The sequence below is a fragment of the Sinomonas sp. P47F7 genome (genome assembly GCF_049332655.1).
Classification (GTDB): Bacteria; Actinomycetota; Actinomycetes; order Actinomycetales; family Micrococcaceae; genus Sinomonas.
Map to the genome: position 1 here is coordinate 1,778,403 of NZ_CP186327.1, position 16,862 is coordinate 1,795,264.

A 16,862-nucleotide genomic window follows, 5' to 3' on the forward strand; every position below is an offset into this window, starting at 1 on the left:
AGTGCCGAGGCTCGATCTCGAACTCGTGAGCCGCGGCCTCGCACGGTCGCGAACGCACGCGGCCAAGCTCATCGCCGACGGCCATGTGGCGGTCGGAGGGCGCCTCGCCGCGAAGCCGTCCCAAGCCGTCGCGGCGGGAGACCCCATCGACGTCGAGGCGTCGGAGCATGACCGCTACGCGAGCCGCGCGGGCCACAAGCTCGCGGGCGCGCTCGAGCGTTTTCCTGCCGTGGATCCCCGAGGCCTCCGCTGCCTCGACGCCGGTGCGTCGACTGGCGGCTTCACCGACGTTCTCCTCGAGCGCGGCGCGGTGCGCGTCGTCGCCGTCGACGTGGGGCACGGGCAGCTCGTCGAGCGGCTTCGGCTCGATTCGCGCGTCGATGTCTATGAGGGCCTCAACGTCCGCGACCTCGAGCCCGCGACGATCGGCGGCCCCGCCCAGCTCACGGTCGCCGATCTTTCCTTCATCTCGCTCACGCTCGTCGTGGGGCCGCTCGCCGCGTGCACGGCGCCCTGCGGCGATCTCCTGCTCATGGTCAAGCCGCAGTTCGAGGTGGGCCGGGAGCGTCTGGCGAGGACCGGCGTCGTGGGTTCTGTGGCCGAACGGCGGCGCGCAGTGGCGGGCGTGGCCGAGGCCGCGATCGAGGCGGGCCTGGGCCTCCGCGGCCTCGCGGAGAGCCCGCTGCCGGGGCAGGACGGCAACGTGGAATACTTCCTGTGGTTGACGAGGACCGGAACCGGGGAAGAGGCCGCAGACGCAGCCTCGGTCGACGAGCTGCTCGAGACTGTTTGGCCCGCGGCGACGGGACGAGGGGAGAGGCCAGGATGAGCCGACGCGTGCTCGTCCTCGCGCACACGGGGCGCGAGGAATCGGTGATCGCGGCACGCGAGGCGTGCGCACAGCTCCACGGATCCGGGCTCGTGCCCGTCATGTCCGCCCAACAGCAGCGAGATCTCGACGTCCACTTCGGCGGGCTCGACCACCCGACCGAGCTCCTCGGCACGGACGTCGAGCTGCGCGACGTCGAACTCGTCATGGTCCTCGGCGGCGACGGCACGATCCTGCGGGCTGCCGAGCTCGTCCGCGGGGTGGACGTCCCGCTCCTCGGCGTCAACCTCGGCCACGTGGGCTTCCTTGCCGAGAGCGAACGGGCGGACCTCGCCCAGACGGTGCAGTGGATCGCGAGCAGGAGCTATTCGGTCGAGGAGCGCATGACGATCGATGTGACGGTGTGGGTCCAGGGGCACAAGATCGCCCACAGCTGGGCGCTCAACGAGGCCGCGATCGAGAAGGCGAGCCGCGAGCGCATGATCGAGGTCGTGACCGAGGTCGACGGCAAGCCGCTCACCTCGTTCGGCTGCGACGGCGTGGTGCTCGCGACGCCGACGGGCAGCACGGCCTACGCGTTCTCCGCGGGCGGCCCGGTCGTGTGGCCCGAGGTGGAGGCGCTGCTCATCGCGCCCATCAGCGCCCACGCGCTGTTCGCGCGCCCGCTCGTCGTCTCGCCGCATTCCCGTCTCGCCGTCGAGATCCTCAACCGCACCGAGGCGCAGGGCGTCCTGTGGTGCGACGGCCGCCGCAGCGTCGACCTCCCGCCCGGCGCCCGGGTCGAAGTGACCCGCTCCGACCGGCCCGTGCGCCTCGCACGGATCAGCGCGACGCCCTTCTCCGCCCGCCTGGTCCGGAAGTTCGAGCTGCCCATCCACGGCTGGCGCGGGCCCGCGCCGCTGGGCACGAACGGCGCGATCGCCGTGCCGGAGCTTCCCCCGCAGCCTTGGACCGGCCGCAGCCTCGGACCGCTCCAGCCGGCCGAGTCGAGAGCCGAGGCAGGAAAGGAAGCCGACGAGTGATCGAGGAACTGCGCATCCGCGACCTCGGCGTCATCGCAGACGCGACGCTTCCCCTCGGACCCGGGCTCAGCGTCGTCACGGGCGAGACTGGCGCGGGCAAGACCATGGTCGTCACCGCGCTCGGACTCCTCCTCGGCGGACGCTCCGACGCGGGAGCAGTGCGCGTGGGCGCGAAGTCCGCCCTCGCCGAGGCGAGCATGCGGCTCGAGCCGGGGCACGCCGCCGTCGAACGCGCCCTCGAAGCGGGGGCCGACGTCGAGGAGCACGACGGCGCCGCCGAGCTGCTCCTCGCCCGCACCGTGGGCGCGGACGGGCGAAGTCGCGCGCACCTCGGCGGGCGCAGTGCCCCCGTCGGCGCCCTCGCCGAGGTGGGCGGGCAGCTCGTAGTCATCCACGGGCAGTCGGAGCAGCTCCGACTCAAGAGCGCCGCGGCGCAGCGCGAGGCCCTCGACCGCTTCGCGGGCGAGGAATTCGCGGCCCGGCTCGGCGAATACGCGGCCCTGTACGCGGGGTGGAACGCGGCCCAGCGCGAGCTCACCGAGCTGACCTCGGCTTCGCGGGAGCGCCTCCGCGAGGCCGAGTCCCTCGAGGCGGCGCTCGAGGAGATCGCCGCCGTCGACCCGCAGCCGGGCGAGGACGAGGCCCTCAAGGCCGAGTCGGTGCGGCTTTCCAATCTCGAGGGGCTGCGGCTCGCGGCTCAGCAGGCGCACGAGGCGCTCGTCTCGGAGGACTTCGGCGAGGCGGGCGACGCGACGACGCTCGTCGACGCTGCCAAGCGCGCGCTCGAGCACGTGGCCGAGCACGACGCCGCCCTCGCCGCCTCGGGCGAGCGGCTCACCGAGGTCGGATACGTCCTCGCGGACATCGCGCGCGAGCTCGCGAGCTACAGCGCGTCGCTCGACGCGGAAGGGCCGCAGCGCCTCGCGGAGGTCGAGGAGCGCCGCGCGGCGCTCGGCAATCTCGTGCGGAAATATGCGCCGAGCGTCGATGCGGTCATCGCGTGGGCCGAGACGGGCCAGAAGCGCCTGTACGAGCTCCAGGACGATGGCGGCCGCATCGACGTCCTGACCGACCAGGTGGCGCGGGACGAGGAGAAGCTCCGCGGGCTCGCGGCCGAGCTCACGGTCCGACGCCGCGACGCCGCGGCCCTCCTCGCCGAGCGAGTGAGTGCCGAGCTGACCGCGCTCGCGATGCCGGACGCTACGCTCCAGGTCACGGTCGAGGAGACTCCGGACCTCGGGCCCCTCGGGGCGGACGAGGTCGCGATCATGCTCCAGCCCCACGCCGGCGCGCCGGCTCGGCCGCTGGGCAAGGGTGCCTCGGGCGGCGAGCTCTCGCGCGTCATGCTCGCGATCGAGGTGGTGCTCGCCGCCGTCGACCCCGTTCCGACGTTCGTGTTCGACGAGGTCGACGCGGGCGTGGGCGGGCGTGCCGCCGTCGAGATCGGGCGGCGCCTCGCAATGCTCGCGCGGCATGTCCAGGTGCTCGTCGTGACCCACCTGCCGCAGGTTGCGGCGTTCGCGGACCGGCACATCCGTGTGACGAAGAACTCAGTTGCGTCGGGGGAGCGCGGCGCCGACGGCGTCGCGGGCTTCACGTCGAGCGACGTCTCGCTCCTCGCCCAAGAGGAGCGCGTGGTCGAACTCGCGCGCATGCTCGCCGGCCAGGAGGATTCGGCCTCGGCGCGGGCGCACGCCCAGGAGCTCCTGGACGACGCCCGCGCGGACCGGGAGGGGCCGCCACGCAAAACGGCGCGCGCGGGAACTCGGGACCGGACGGCCAAGAGATGATAAGCTCGAATTCCGTGGTGCATCGCTCTCATTCCCGGTTTTCAGACGCCGACAAGACGACCAAGCAGATTTTCGTGACCGGAGGCGTGGCCTCTTCGCTCGGGAAGGGTCTGACGGCGTCGAGCCTCGGACATCTCCTCCGCGGGCGCGGGCTTTCGGTGACGATGCAGAAGCTCGATCCCTATCTCAACGTTGACCCCGGAACGATGAATCCGTTCCAGCATGGCGAGGTCTTCGTGACCGAGGACGGCGCTGAGACGGACCTCGACATCGGGCATTACGAGCGGTTCCTCGACGAGCCTCTCGACGGATCCGCCAACGTGACGACCGGCCAGATCTACTCGACGGTCATCGCCAAGGAACGCCGCGGCGAGTACCTCGGCGACACGGTCCAGGTCATCCCGCACATCACGGACGAGATCAAGCGCCGGATGCGCCTCCCCGCTGACGGCCCGGACGCGCCGGACGTCATCATCACGGAGATCGGCGGCACGGTCGGCGACATTGAGTCCCAGCCGTTCCTCGAGGCGGCCCGCCAGGTCCGCCAGGACATCGGCCGCGGCAACGTGTTCTTCCTCCACGTCTCGCTCGTCCCGTACATCGGCCCGTCGCAGGAGCTCAAGACCAAGCCGACGCAGCACTCCGTGGCCGCGCTCCGCTCGATCGGCATCCAGCCCGAGGCGATCGTGGTCCGCTCGGACCGCCAGATCCCGGACGCGATGCGGGACAAGATCGGGCGCATGTGCGACGTCGACACGGACGCCGTGGTCAACTGCCCGGACGCGCCGAGCATCTACGACATCCCCAAGGTCATCCACTCGCAGGGCCTCGACTCGTACATCGTGCGGGCGCTCGACCTGCCGTTCAAGGACGTCGACTGGACGAAGTGGGACCGCCTCCTCAAGGCCGTCCACGAGCCGGCGCACGAGGTCGACATTGCCCTCGTCGGCAAGTACATCGACCTCCCCGACGCCTACCTGTCCGTGACCGAGGCGCTCCGCGCGGGTGGCTTCGCGAACGACACGAAGGTCAACATCCGTTGGGTCGCCTCCGACGAGTGCCAGACGCCCGCGGGCGCCGAGAAGGCCCTTGCCGGTGTTGACGCGATCGTGGTTCCGGGCGGCTTCGGGATCCGCGGCCTCGAGGGCAAGCTCGGCGCACTCACGCACTCGCGCGAACGCCAGCTCCCGACTCTCGGCCTGTGCCTCGGACTCCAGTGCATGGTCATCGAGTACGCGCGCAACGTCGTGGGCCTCGAGGGCGCCTCATCGAGCGAGTTCGAGCCGAATTCGAAGTACCCGGTCATCGCGACCATGGCTGAGCAGCTCGAGATCGTCGAGGGCAAGGGGGACATGGGCGGCACGATGCGCCTGGGCCTCTACGACGCGGTCCTCGACGAAGGCTCAGTGGTCGCCCACACGTACGGGGTCACGAAGGTTTCCGAGCGCCACCGCCACCGGTACGAGGTCAACAACGCGTACCGCGGCCAGCTCTCGGAGGCGGGTCTCGTGTTCTCGGGCACGTCGCCGGACGGCAAGCTCGTCGAGTTCGTCGAGCTCCCGCAGGACGTCCACCCGTACTACGTCGCGACCCAGGCGCACCCCGAGCTCGGCTCGCGCCCCACGCGCCCGCACCCGCTCTTCGTCGGCCTGGTTCGGGCCGCGCTTGAGCGCAAGTCGGGCGGGCCGGCAGCCGCGACGGCGAAGCCGGAGCCGAAGAAGACCGCCAAGGCCGCCGCGGCCCAGCCGGCCGAGTAGGCGCGCCCGTGACGACGCACGCGCCGCGGCCGCACCTCGAGGATTCGCTCAGCCCGCGGCGCGTGCTCGCGTCGGAGCCCGTCTACCGCGGCAGGATCTGGGACGTCCGCTCCGACACGTTCGAGCTCGCGCCCGGTTCCGAGCCGCTCCGCCGCGACTTCATCGACCATCCGGGCGCCGTCGCGATCCTGCCCATGGATCCGGACGGCAGGGTCCTCCTGTTGCGCCAATACCGCCACCCGGTCGGGATGGACCTGTGGGAGATCCCCGCCGGACTCCTCGATGTCGACGGCGAATCGAACCTCGACGCCGCGGCGCGCGAGCTCGCGGAGGAGGCCGATCTCACGGCGTCCGAATGGCACGTCCTCGTCGACTTCTTCAATTCGCCGGGCTCGTCGAGCGAGGCCATCCGCATCTTCCTCGCGCGCGGTCTCGCCGAGATTCCCCACGCCGAGCGGCACGAGCGGACGGCCGAGGAAGCGGAGATCGAGTTCGCGTGGGTCGACCTCGACGAGGCGGTGGCCGCGGTGCTCGACGGCCGCCTGCACAACCCGAGCGCGGTTGTCGGCGTCCTCGCCGCGGCGGCGGCACAGCGATCGGGCTTCGAGCGGCTCCGTCCGGGCGACGCGCCCTGGCCCGCCCACCCGGCCCAGCGCTGATGGTGGGCGAGGCCCCCGAACCGTTGCGGCCGCCGTCGGCCGTTGACGCCGCGGTGGGCGACTATCTGCGGCACCTCGCGGTCGAGCGTGGCCTCGCCGTCAACACCCTCGCGGCCTATCGCCGCGACTTGCGCCGCTACACGGACTACCTCGCGGCGGCCGGGATCGGCACGCCCGGCGGCGTGACGCGTCAGCACGTGGCGCGCTTCGCCGAGGCGCTCCGCGACGGGGCCGACGGCGGCACGCCCCTTGGCGTGCGCTCGGCGGCCCGCTCGGTAGTCGCCGTCCGCGGGCTGCATCGCTTCTGGGCGCTCGAGGGCACGACGCTCGGCGACCCAGCCTCAGACGTCCACCCGCCGCTGCCCGGCCAGCGGCTCCCCAAGGCGATCCCGGTCGACGACGTGGCGCGCATCCTCGACGCCGCGTCCGCGGACAGCCCTACGGGCCTCCGCGACCGGGCCCTTCTCGAATTCCTGTACTCGACCGGCGCGCGCATCAGCGAGGCCGTGGGGCTCGACGTCGACGACGTGCGGCTCAGCGGCGAGGACGACGGCGGCCCGTCCGTGGTGCGGTTGTTCGGCAAGGGCTCCAAGGCGAGGCTCGTCCCGCTCGGCTCGTACGGGGCGCGCGCCGTGGACGATTACCTCGTCCGCGCCCGTCCGCTGCTCGCGACGAAGGGGGCCGGCACGCCGGCCCTCTTCCTCAACGCGCGTGGCGGCCGGCTGAGCCGGCAGAGCGCGTGGACCATCCTCAAGGACGCCGCCGAGCGCGCGCAGATCGGCCGCGACGTCTCGCCGCACACCCTCCGGCACTCCTTCGCGACCCACCTCCTCGAGGGCGGCGCCGACGTCCGCGTGGTCCAGGAGCTCCTCGGGCACGCGTCCGTGACCACGACGCAGGTCTACACGCTCGTCACCGCCGATACGCTGCGCGAGGTCTACGCCGCGGCCCATCCCAGGGCGCTGGGCTAGCGTGGGCGTCGCTGCATTTTCCGGGGCACAATCCTAGTGGGTGCCCCCGTAGCGCTGTGCTTCCTCCTCCGCGACGGCGTCGGCGGCCGCGAGGTGCTGCTGGGGCGCAAGAAGCGGGGCTTCGGGCGCGGCAAGGTCGTGGGCCTCGGCGGGCACGTCGAGCCGGGGGAGACCTCGGCCGAGGCCGCCGTGCGCGAGCTGCACGAAGAGGCCTGCGTGGTGCTCGACCCAGCGGCGGTCCGCCCGGGCGGCACTGTGGACTTCCGCTTCCCCGCCCGCCCCGAGTGGGACATGGAGTGCGTCATGTTCACGTGCACGGCCTGGTCGGGCGAGGTGTGCGAGACCGAGGAGATCGCGCCCGCGTGGTACCGCGTCGACGCGCTCCCGCTCGCGGACATGTGGCAGGACGCCGACCACTGGCTACCGATCGTCCTCTCGGGGACCGTGGCCGACTTCCTCGTGGAAATGGCCGAGGACAACGAGACGGTGGCCCGCTTCGCTGTCCTCGGCTAAATTGCGACTGTTCAGTCCAGGTGCCGCTCGTCCGGCCCGTTGTATGCGCTGAGCGGGCGGATCAGGGAGTTGTTCTCGAGCTGCTCCATGATGTGCGCGGTCCAGCCCACGATCCGGCTCGCCACGAACAGTGGCGTGAACGTGGGGATGTCGAAGCCCATGAGGTGGTATGCCGGGCCCGTGGGGTAGTCGAGGTTCGGCTTGATGCCCTTGGCCTCGTCCATCGACTGCTCGAGCCCGTCGTACAGGCCGAGGATCTCGGGGCGGCCGTAGTAGGTGATGAGCTCGTCGAGGGCGGCCTTCATGGTCGGGACGCGCGAGTCGCCGTGCTTGTAGACGCGGTGCCCGAAGCCCATGATCTTCTTCTTCTGGGACAGGGCGGTGTCCATCCAGTCCTTGGCCCGGCGTTTCGCGTCCTCGTGGGATTCGTTCGGGTCGATCCCGATCTCCTCGAACGTCTCCATGACGGCCTCGTTCGCGCCGCCGTGCAGCGGGCCCTTGAGCGCGCCGATCGCCGCGGTCACTGCGGAGTGGAGGTCGGAGAGCGTCGAGGTCACGACGCGGGCCGTGAAGGTCGAGGCGTTGAAGGAGTGCTCGGCGTACAGGATCATCGAGACCTCGAACGCCCGGACAACCTCCGGCGCGGCCTCGACGCCGAACGTCATCCACAGGAAGTTCGCGGCGTAGCCGAGATCGGAGCGCGGCTCGATGGGCTGCTCGCCCCGGCGGCGCCGCTGGTCATAGGCGACGACGGCGGGCATCGCCGAGAACAAGGCGACCGCCTTCGCGTTGTTCGCCCCGCGCGACGAGTCCGCGGCGAGCGAGTCCCGCGCGCCGAGCACCGACGTGGCAGTCCGGCACACGTCCATGGGGTGCGAGCCCAGGGGGAGCTCGTCGACGATCGCCTTGATGAGCGGATCGAGCGAGCGGCCCGCGCGCTCCTGCTGCTCGAAGTCCGCGAGCTGTTCGCGGGTGGGCAGTTCGCCGTTCCAGAGCAGGTAGGCGACCTCCTCCATGCTGCAGCGTGCCGCGAGCTCCTGGACGGGGTAGCCGCGGTAGAGCAGGGAGTTGGTGTCGGGATTGACCTTGGAGATGGCGGTGTAGTCCACCACCACGCCGGCGAGACCCTTCTTGATCTCGTCCGTGTTGGATTGCTGCGTCATAGTGGGCTCCTTCGTTGGTGGCCTACTGTCGGCCTCAGTATCGGCCGGGAACCTGAAAATTGAAGACGCCGGCGTCGAAGCGGTTGTACGCCTCGTAGTCAACCAGCTCGTAGAGGCGGGAGCGAGTGAGCATCTTCTCGACCTGGTCCTCCTGGGTGCCGTGCGCAGCGATTGCTTCCAGCGTACGTTCTGCAGCGCCCATGGCAATCCTCAACAGGGTCACCGGGTAGATCACGAGGTTGATCCCCACGCTCGCGAGCTCCTCGACCGTGAAGAGGCGGCTCTTGCCGAACTCGGTCATGTTCGCCAGGACCGGGACGCTCACCGCGTTCCGGATCGCTCGGAACTCCTCGAGGCTCGCCATCGCCTCGGGGAAGATCGCGTCCGCGCCGGCGTCGACGAGTGCCTTGGCGCGGTCGACGGCGGCGTCGAGGCCGTCTGTTCCCTCGCCCGTCGAACGGGCGTCGGTGCGGGCCATGATGAGGAAGTTCGGATCGCGCCGCGCCTCGGCGGCGGCGCGGATGCGCTTCAGTGCGGTGTCGAGGTCCACGACGGCCTTGCCGTCGAGGTGGCCGCACCGCTTGGGGTTGACCTGGTCCTCGATGTGGCAGCCCGCGAGCCCTGCGTTCTCGAGCTCCTGGACGGTGCGGGCCACGTTCATGGGCTCGCCGAAGCCCGTGTCCGCATCCACGATCGCGGGGAGCTCGGTCATGCGCGCGATCTGCCCGGCCCGGGTCGCGACCTCGGTGAGCGTCGTGAGGCCGATGTCGGGCAGGCCGAGGTCGTTGGCGAGGACTGCGCCGGAGATGTAGACCCCCGGGAAGCCCTTCTCCTCGATGAGCCGGGCCGAGAGCGGGTTGAACGCGCCCGGGAACTGCTGGACCTCTCCCGAGGCGAGCAGCTCGCGGAGGCGGATCCGCTTCTGCTCGGGGGTGGTCTTCGAGTACAACATGTCAGAAGAGTCCCTTCGGTGCTGACGCGAGGTCGATGACCCCGTCCTTGGCCAGGATGTTGAGCGCATCGAGCTCGCCGGCGCGGAGCTCGGGGAGGCGCTGGACAGCGTCGAGGAACCGCTCGATCTCCTCGGGGGCGACCGCCTCGGAGGCGAGGGCGCGGAACTTCGCGATGTACTGCTCGCGGCCGAACGGGCGGGCGCCGAGCGGGTGGGCGTCCGCGACCGCGATCTCGTCCCCGATCACGGTGCCGCCGGCCATCGTGATGACCACCGACCCTCCGAACGCCTTCTCGGCGATGTCCAGGGAGTGGTAGCGGCGGGTCCACTCCGGGTCCTCTTCGGTCGTGACCTTGTGCCACAGTTCGACCGTGTCCGGCCGGGCCGCGCGCTCGGGGGCGTACGAGTCGACGTGGTGCCACGTGCCGTCCTGGAGGGCCACGGCGAAGATGTACGGGATCGAGTGGTCCAGGGTCTCGCGCGAGGCGGTGGGGTCGTACTTCTGCGGGTCGTTCGCGCCCGAGCCGATCACGTAGTGGGTGTGGTGGCTCGTGCGGATGAGGATGCTCTCGACGTTGGCCGGCTCCGTGACCTCGGGGTGCTCGCGATGCAGCTTGCGGGCCAGGTCGATCCAGGCCTGGGCCTGGTATTCGGCCGAGTGCTCCTTCGTGTACGTGTCCAGGATCGCCCGCTTCGCCTCGCCGGGCGCGGGCAACGGGACCTCGTACGAGGCGTCCGGCCCGTCGAGCAGCCACGCGATGACCCCGTCCTCGCCCTCGTAGATCGGCACAGGGGAGGTCTGCCCGCGCATGGCACGGTCCACGGCCTCGACGGCCATCTTGCCCGCGAAAGCGGGGGCATGGGCCTTCCACGTGGAGATCTCGCCCTTGCGCGACTGGCGCGTCGCCGTCGTCGTATGCAGCGCCTGGCCCACGGCCTGGAAGATCGTCTCGACGTCCAGACCGAGCAGCGTCCCGATCCCGGCCGCCGCGGACGGGCCGAGGTGGGCCACGTGGTCGATCTTGTGCGCGTGGAGGGAAATCGCCTTCACGAGGTCCACCTGAACCTCGTACCCGGTCGCGATGCCCCGCACCACGTCGCGGCCCGTCGAGCCCACGTGCTGGGCCACGGCGAGGATCGGGGGGATGTTGTCACCGGGGTGGGAGTACTCGGCCGCAAGGAACGTGTCGTGGTAGTCGAGCTCGCGCACGGCGACGCCGTTGGCCCATGCGGCCCACTCGGGGGAGACGCGGTCCTGGATCCCGTACACGAGCGCCCCGCGCCCACCGGACGACGGCGCGTGGGCCAGCGCCTGCGCACGGGCCGCGACGATCGGGCCGCGATTGAGCGAGGCGATCGCCACCGAGGCGTTGTCGATGATCCGGTTGATCACCATCTCCGTTACCTCCGGAGTGACCTCCACCGGGTCCGCGGCGACCCGAGCGATCTTGTGCGCGAGCTGATCCACGCGGGGCAGCTTCTCCTCGCTCTTGTAGACGCGGACGTGATGCAGCTCAACCATGGATGGCCTCTTCCTGCGGGCGGGTGGGTGGGGTGTGCAAAGACACGGGTGGGGTGTGGAAAGACTTGATGTGGTTCATGCTGTTGTTCAGGTGGACCGCGGTCGCGGCGGCCGCGAGGGGCGCGTCGCCCTCGGCGATCGCCGCGGCGATGGACGCGTGCTCGACGGCGGCCTGGCGGAGGCGCGCGGCGTCGTCCTTCGCAAGGCGGCGCACTCGGGCGAGGTGGACACGAAGGCCCTCGAGCGCTTGGGAGAGATAGGAGTTGGCGATCGCGCCGTCGATCGCGGTGTCGAGCTCGGCGGACAGGGCGTAGTACTCGCTTCGCTGGGGATCGTCGTCGGTGAGGAGGGCGGGCGCCGCGAGAAGGCGGTCTCGGAGGGCCACGAAGCGCTCGCGGTCGCCGCGCTGGGCGGCGAGTGCAGCGGCCTTGCATTCGAGCGCTTCCCGGAGCTCGAAGAGCTCGCCGAGGTGATCGAGCGAGAGTTCGCTCACCACGACCCCGCGCCCGCGCTGTGCCGTGGCGAGCCCCTCGCCGGTGAGGCGTGCGAGGGCCTCGCGCAGCGGCGTGCGGGACACCCCGAGGCGCTCCGCCTGCTCGACCTCGCCGAGCACGGTCCCCGGAACGAGCCGCCATTCAACGATGTCCTCGCGGAGCATGGCGTACGCGCGATCGCTGGCCTTCATGCCCCTCCCTTCGACAATGTATACACTGACACGCTCTGGAAGGGATCGCAAGCCCTTCCGTTCGGGTTGAACTGGCACTGTGTATACATTGAAGGAGGGGCGACACCATGGTTACTCGCGAGTAACATGAGGGCATGCATCTGCTCCTGCGCACGCTCCTCCTGCTCGTCACGTCGGGGCGTCGGCCGCCGCTGAGCCTGTGGGGTACCTCCTCGCTCCCACTGCGCGTGTTCCCGACCGACATCGACATCGCGATGCACGTCAACAACGGCATGTACTTCTCGCTCATGGACCTCGGGCGCTTCGACCTCATGGTCCGAGCCGGCGCGTGGCGCAGGATGCGGGCCAAGGGATGGGCGCCGGTCGTCAACCTCGAGACGATCACGTTCCGGAAGTCGCTCACGCTGTGGCAGCGGTACACGATCGAGAGCCGGATCATCGGCGTCGACGACCGCGCGATCTATTTCGAGCAGCGCATGGTGTCGCGCGGGGAGGTCTACGCGCGCGCCTACATCGCGACGCGGCTCGTCTCGGCGACAGGTCCCGTGAGCAACGAGGAGATCTTCGCCGAGGTCGGCATGCCGCCGGCGGACCTCGAGCTCCCCGAGTTCCTGCACCGATGGCGGGAGGAGAACGCGCTCCCGAGCACGCGGCGCCCCGCGCCGCACCTCTGGTAGCCGCGAGGCTCGCTGGGCCGAACGATAGCGTGGGGTGATGGAGTTCACCACGCGCCCAGAGCTCACGGGAACGTTCGGCATGGTCTCGGCCACGCACTGGATCGGAGCCCAGGCGGGCATGGCGATGCTCGAGCGTGGCGGCAACGCGTACGACGCCGCTGCTGCCGCCGGCTTCGCGCTCCAGGTCGCCGAGCCGCAACAGAACGGCCCGGGTGGCGACCTCACCCTTCTCTTCGCCGAGCCTGGCGCGGCGCCGCAGGTCCTGTGCGCGCAGGGGCCCGCACCGGCACGGGCCAGCGTCGCGGCGTTCCGCGAACTCGGGCTCGCCCACGTGCCCGGCACGGGTCTCCTGCCTGCGGCGATCCCGGGCTCGACGCTCGGCTGGCTCACCCTGCTCGCCGACCACGGCACGCTCCCGTTCGCCGAGGTGATCGGCCCTGCCCTCCGCGTCGCCGAGGAGGGACTGCCGGTGGGCCGCCGCCTTGCCGCCGTGCTCGAGCGCATGGCTGCCCATTTCGTGGCCCATTGGTCCACCTCGGCCGAGCTCTACGCGCCGAGCGGCGGTCCCGTCGCCGAGGGGGAACTCCTTCGCAACCCGGCGCTCGCGCACACCTGGCGCCGGCTCGTCGTCGCCGAGGCCCGAGCCGCCGGCGGGGGCGCCGACCGCGCGCAGGCGATCGGCGCCGTCGTCCGCGAATGGACGGAGGGCTTCGTCGCGGAGGCGATCGACGCGTTCTGCCGGCTCCCGCGCCGCGACTCGAGCGGAACCGAGCACGCGGGGCTCCTCACGGCCGCGGACCTCGCCGCGTGGCGCCCGCACTACGAGCCGACGGTCTCGCTCGAGTTCCGCGGCTGGACCGTGCACAAGTGCGGCTTCTGGAGCCAGGGACCCGCGTTCCTCCAGCAGCTCGCGATCCTCGACGCCGTGCCCGGCTTCGGCGAGGGCTCCCTCGCGCCGGGGACTGAGGGCTACGTGCACGCCGTGCTCGAGGCGACCAAGCTCGCGCTCGCGGACCGCGACGCGTGGTACGGGGATACGCCCGGCGTGCCGGCGGCGGAGCTTCTCTCGCGCGATTACGCGGCGGAGAGGGCGCGCCTCATCGGCGAGACCGCGTCGCTCGAGATCCGCCCCGGCTCGCCGGGCGGCCGCGTGCCGAGGCTCCCCGACCTCGAGGTCCGCGGCGGGTTTGACGGGGCCGGGGTCAGCGGGCTCGGCGAGCCGAACGCGGTCCGGGCCCTGCTGGAGGCGTCCTCGCTTCCGGATTCCGAGGGGCGGGCGAGGACGGACACGGTGCACGTCGACGTCGTCGACCGCTGGGGCAACATGGTCTCCGCGATGCCGAGCGGGGGCTGGCTCTCAAGCTCGCCGGTCATTCCCGACCTCGGATTCCCGCTCGGCACGCGCCTCCAGATGGCGTGGCTCGAGGAGGGGCTGCCCAACACGCTCGCGCCCGGGCGCCGGCCGCGGACCACGCTCTCGCCATCGCTCGCGACGCGCGGGGGAGAAGCCGTCCTCGCGTTCGGTTCGCCCGGCGGCGACCAGCAGGACCAGTGGCAGCCGCACTTCTTCCTCGAGGTCGCGCTGCGCGGCGCCGGGCTGCAGGAGGCGATCGAGGCGCCCGCCTTCCACTCGGTGCACCTGCCCTCGAGCTTCTACCCGCACGAGCGGCAGCCGGGCGTCGCGCTCCTCGAGCGCCGCTTCGAGGCCGAGACAATCGAGGGGCTGCGGCGGCGAGGCCACCGCGTGGGCGTCGCCGGCGACTGGGAGATCGGCCGGCTGTGCGCGGTCGCCCGCGACCCGGCGACGGGGCTCCTGCGGGCCGGGTCGAACCCGCGCGGGGGATCGGGCTACGCCGTGGGGCGCTGAGGCCGCGCAGCCCCAGTCGCTGGGTGCGGCGGGGACCACGGAGGCGAGGTTTCTCGGCCACGGAGAGACGCATCCCGCGTCACCGAAATGCACGTCCAACACCACGGAATTTGGCCCTAGTGCAGCGTGTCGTTATTAGATAGACACTTGCGTGTTTGGGAGGATTGGCTATGGCCAATCGTCCCGCACGTGCGCTGGCCCTCCGGGAGGGGGACCTCGAAGAGCTGACCCGCCTGACCCGTTCGAGTTCGGTGCGCGCGGGCGTGGCGCAGAGGGCGCGTATCGTGCTGCTGGCGGCCGAGGGGATCTCGAACACGGCGATCGCCGAGCGTGTCGGGGTGACCCGGACGACCGTGATCGGCTGGCGGGACCGGTATGCGGAGTCCGGACTGGACGGGCTGGTGGACCAGCAGCGGCCCGGCCGGCCGCGCAGGGTGGACCACGCGCAGATCGTCGCGGCGACCCTGGCGCCGCCTCCGAAGAAGTATGGGGTGACGCACTGGTCCTCCCGCCTCCTCGCGGACAGGCTGGGCATCGGCAACGCGACCGTTGCCCGGGCGTGGCGGGAGTACGGGGTCCAGCCCTGGCGGTCCGGGACGTTCAAGTTCTCCACGGACCCCGAGCTCGTCGCGAAGGTCACAGACGTGGTCGGCCTCTACCTGGCGCCCCCGGAGGACGCGGTGGTGCTGTGCGTGGACGAGAAATCGCAGATCCAGGCCTTGGACCGCACCGCCCCGATGCTGCCCATGCAGCCGCACCTGATCGAGCGGCGCACCCACGACTACACCCGCCACGGCACCACGACCCTGTTCGCCGCTCTCGAGGTCGCCACCGGCCAGGTCACCGCGGCGGTGAAGCCGAGACACCGCAGGGAGGAGTTCCTCGCGTTCCTGCGCCAGGTCGACCGGGCCTACCCCGGCCGCGAGCTGCACCTCGTGATGGACAACTACGCCACGCACAAGACCCCCGAGGTGAAGGCCTGGCTGGAAGCCCACCCCCGCTTCAGCGTCCACTTCACCCCGACCTCCGGGTCGTGGCTGAACCTCGTCGAGGTCTGGTTCGGCATCATCGACCGCCAGGCCATCCGCCGCGGCGTCTTCACATCCGTCAAGGACCTCAACGCCAAGATCCGGCAGTTCATCACCGGCTGGAACGACCGATGCCACCCCTTCATCTGGACCAAGACCCCAGAACAGATCCTCGCTAAAGCGAACCGTCCGACCACTTCAGAAACGCGACACTAGATGCCACTGAATTCGGACGAGACGCATTGATCGGTCCAGATCGCCACGGCTAGCTTCTAATCGGTCGCCCGAATGTTTTGGCTGGTGGCCGCGTTCGGAATCGAAGTCCGTGGCAATGCTGTGTTTTCAGCCTGCCCGAACGTACGGGGGTGCGTTTTCGTGAAGAAGACCGTTGGATATTTCCTTAGCACCGCGATCGCCATGATGTCGGCCATTGCATTAGTCGCAGCCTTCGTGGGGCCGGCAACTGCGGCCCCGCCGGCCCCGCCAAATCGCGGTGACGGGGTCGTCATTGCTCAGCCGACCGACGCTCAGCGTGCGGCCGCGCTGGCCAAGCTGGACGCCGCGAAAAAGTCGGATCCGGCCGGATTCGCGCAGAGAATGAGGATGCTTCAGCATGCCGATGCGTTGAATGCCTTCCTCTTTGGTGACAGCCGCTTCGACGGTCATCTCCAGCAGGAGTTCGTAGCTGCATCGATGCCATCAGACGCACTCGAGGGCCTCATCGAGATGACTGATGCTGGGGTGCTCAAGTTGGACCTGTCCAAGAACGCCGCGGGTCGGGTGGTGTCAAAGATGTCCTTTGTTCACCACAAGGTCGTGCTCGGCGGCGGTATACACACCACGGCGATCAAGCCGGCAGATCTCTCCACCCTTCCGCAGTGTCCGTCAGCCTGGGCGGCGCTTTACGCGTGGTTCGCCGAAAGCACGATGCTTTGTGAACTTATGGGGTTCTTTGGACCGTGGTCGATGCTCGGGTGCTATGCCTTCTTCCTCGTAGCCGGCATGGTTATCGACTTCAACATGAGCTGCTGAGCACAATGGACACTGTGGTTGGACTTAAGGGCAAGTCTCCTCGACGATACTGGGCCGAATTGGCAGGCGCCTTCGCGCTCTCACTCAGTGTGATCGCCACTGCCCCAGGCCTGGTTTGGCCGATTAGCTTCCTTGTAGCCTTCGTCGCGTTCATCGTCGTTCACGCCATCTACTACGGTCAGGTGGGCCGCCATATCCAGGGTCGATTGGTGACGGCGACTCCTGGAGCTGGCGCTCTCGCGATGCTTTTCGGCGCCGGGGCGTTGCTGCTGCGGGGATCCGAGATCGCCTACTGGGCCGGGCCGTTGCTGGCCGTCGCCGGGTTCGTCGTCATGTTTCTGTTCCTCGACCGATTCGGCAAGTTCTATCAAGCTCCCTCGCGCGACTCGGCCTGA

16 protein-coding genes are annotated in these 16,862 nt (G+C 70.3%); 12 read left to right on the top strand and 4 right to left on the bottom strand.

Annotated features, from left to right (window positions below; translation table 11 throughout):
- Nucleotide 1 precedes the first annotated feature (1 nt).
- From ACOKR1_RS08445 to ACOKR1_RS08475, 7 genes are read left to right on the top strand one after another with little or no spacing between them, the layout of a single operon-like run.
- Entirely contained in the window at nt 2-829 is an 828-nt protein-coding gene (locus tag ACOKR1_RS08445; RefSeq protein WP_422936217.1) for a TlyA family RNA methyltransferase, read from the top strand.
- The gene (locus ACOKR1_RS08450; protein WP_422936218.1) at nt 826-1,851 is read left to right on the top strand and encodes an NAD kinase; all 1,026 of its coding nucleotides are present in this window, start codon (nt 826-828) and stop codon (nt 1,849-1,851) included. Before ACOKR1_RS08445 ends, ACOKR1_RS08450 begins: the two co-directional genes overlap by 4 nt.
- Nucleotides 1,848-3,641 carry a DNA repair protein RecN gene (gene recN, locus ACOKR1_RS08455; RefSeq protein WP_422936219.1) on the top strand — a complete coding sequence of 598 codons (1,794 nt, stop codon included), beginning with the start codon at nt 1,848-1,850 and terminating at the stop codon, nt 3,639-3,641. Before ACOKR1_RS08450 ends, recN begins: the two co-directional genes overlap by 4 nt.
- On the top strand, nt 3,638-5,398 hold the full coding sequence (locus ACOKR1_RS08460; protein ID WP_422936220.1) for a CTP synthase: 1,761 nt from the start codon (nt 3,638-3,640) through the stop codon (nt 5,396-5,398). The genes recN and ACOKR1_RS08460 overlap by 4 nt, the downstream gene beginning before the upstream one ends.
- Nucleotides 5,399-5,406: 8 nt before the next feature.
- Nucleotides 5,407-6,057, top strand: a complete 651-nt coding sequence (locus ACOKR1_RS08465; RefSeq protein WP_422936221.1) for an NUDIX domain-containing protein — start codon at nt 5,407-5,409, stop codon at nt 6,055-6,057.
- The gene (locus ACOKR1_RS08470) at nt 6,057-7,028 is read left to right on the top strand and encodes a site-specific tyrosine recombinase XerD (protein ID WP_422936222.1); all 972 of its coding nucleotides are present in this window, start codon (nt 6,057-6,059) and stop codon (nt 7,026-7,028) included. Before ACOKR1_RS08465 ends, ACOKR1_RS08470 begins: the two co-directional genes overlap by 1 nt.
- A gap of 36 nt (nt 7,029-7,064) precedes the next feature.
- Nucleotides 7,065-7,541 (top strand): 8-oxo-dGTP diphosphatase, encoded by a 477-nt coding sequence (locus tag ACOKR1_RS08475; RefSeq protein WP_422936223.1) that lies wholly within the window; start codon nt 7,065-7,067, stop codon nt 7,539-7,541.
- Nucleotides 7,542-7,552: 11 nt separating this feature from the next.
- Here the strand turns inward: ACOKR1_RS08475 and ACOKR1_RS08480 are convergent, their stop codons facing one another.
- Genes ACOKR1_RS08480 through ACOKR1_RS08495 form a run of 4 tightly spaced genes read right to left on the bottom strand, consistent with a single transcriptional unit; the run spans nt 7,553 to nt 11,863 of the window.
- A complete protein-coding gene (locus ACOKR1_RS08480) occupies nt 7,553-8,704 on the bottom strand; it encodes a bifunctional 2-methylcitrate synthase/citrate synthase (protein WP_422936224.1) in 1,152 nt (383 codons plus the stop codon).
- Nucleotides 8,705-8,738: 34 nt separating this feature from the next.
- Nucleotides 8,739-9,656 (bottom strand): methylisocitrate lyase, encoded by a 918-nt coding sequence (gene prpB / locus ACOKR1_RS08485; RefSeq protein WP_422936225.1) that lies wholly within the window; start codon nt 9,654-9,656, stop codon nt 8,739-8,741.
- Nucleotide 9,657: 1 nt separating this feature from the next.
- On the bottom strand, nt 9,658-11,178 hold the full coding sequence (locus ACOKR1_RS08490) for an MmgE/PrpD family protein (RefSeq protein ID WP_422936226.1): 1,521 nt from the start codon (nt 11,176-11,178) through the stop codon (nt 9,658-9,660).
- Nucleotides 11,171-11,863, bottom strand: coding sequence for a GntR family transcriptional regulator (locus ACOKR1_RS08495; RefSeq protein WP_422936227.1), 693 nt, complete (start codon nt 11,861-11,863; stop codon nt 11,171-11,173). The genes ACOKR1_RS08490 and ACOKR1_RS08495 overlap by 8 nt, the downstream gene beginning before the upstream one ends.
- A 134-nt stretch (nt 11,864-11,997) precedes the next feature.
- On the opposite strand from ACOKR1_RS08495, the gene ACOKR1_RS08500 reads away from it, so the two are divergent.
- The 5 genes from ACOKR1_RS08500 (at nt 11,998) to ACOKR1_RS08520 (ending at nt 16,862) form a co-directional block, all read left to right on the top strand.
- Nucleotides 11,998-12,540, top strand: coding sequence for an acyl-CoA thioesterase (locus ACOKR1_RS08500; protein ID WP_422936228.1), 543 nt, complete (start codon nt 11,998-12,000; stop codon nt 12,538-12,540).
- 37 nt (nt 12,541-12,577) lie between these two features.
- The gene (locus ACOKR1_RS08505) at nt 12,578-14,407 is read left to right on the top strand and encodes a gamma-glutamyltransferase family protein (RefSeq protein WP_422936229.1); all 1,830 of its coding nucleotides are present in this window, start codon (nt 12,578-12,580) and stop codon (nt 14,405-14,407) included.
- A 170-nt stretch (nt 14,408-14,577) separates the two neighbouring features.
- Nucleotides 14,578-15,651 carry an IS630 family transposase gene (locus tag ACOKR1_RS08510; protein WP_422934367.1) on the top strand — a complete coding sequence of 358 codons (1,074 nt, stop codon included), beginning with the start codon at nt 14,578-14,580 and terminating at the stop codon, nt 15,649-15,651.
- Nucleotides 15,652-15,810: 159 nt separating this feature from the next.
- Nucleotides 15,811-16,467 carry a hypothetical protein gene (locus ACOKR1_RS08515; RefSeq protein WP_422936230.1) on the top strand — a complete coding sequence of 219 codons (657 nt, stop codon included), beginning with the start codon at nt 15,811-15,813 and terminating at the stop codon, nt 16,465-16,467.
- Between the two features lie 14 nt (nt 16,468-16,481).
- Nucleotides 16,482-16,862, top strand: coding sequence for a hypothetical protein (locus tag ACOKR1_RS08520; RefSeq protein ID WP_422936231.1), 381 nt, complete (start codon nt 16,482-16,484; stop codon nt 16,860-16,862).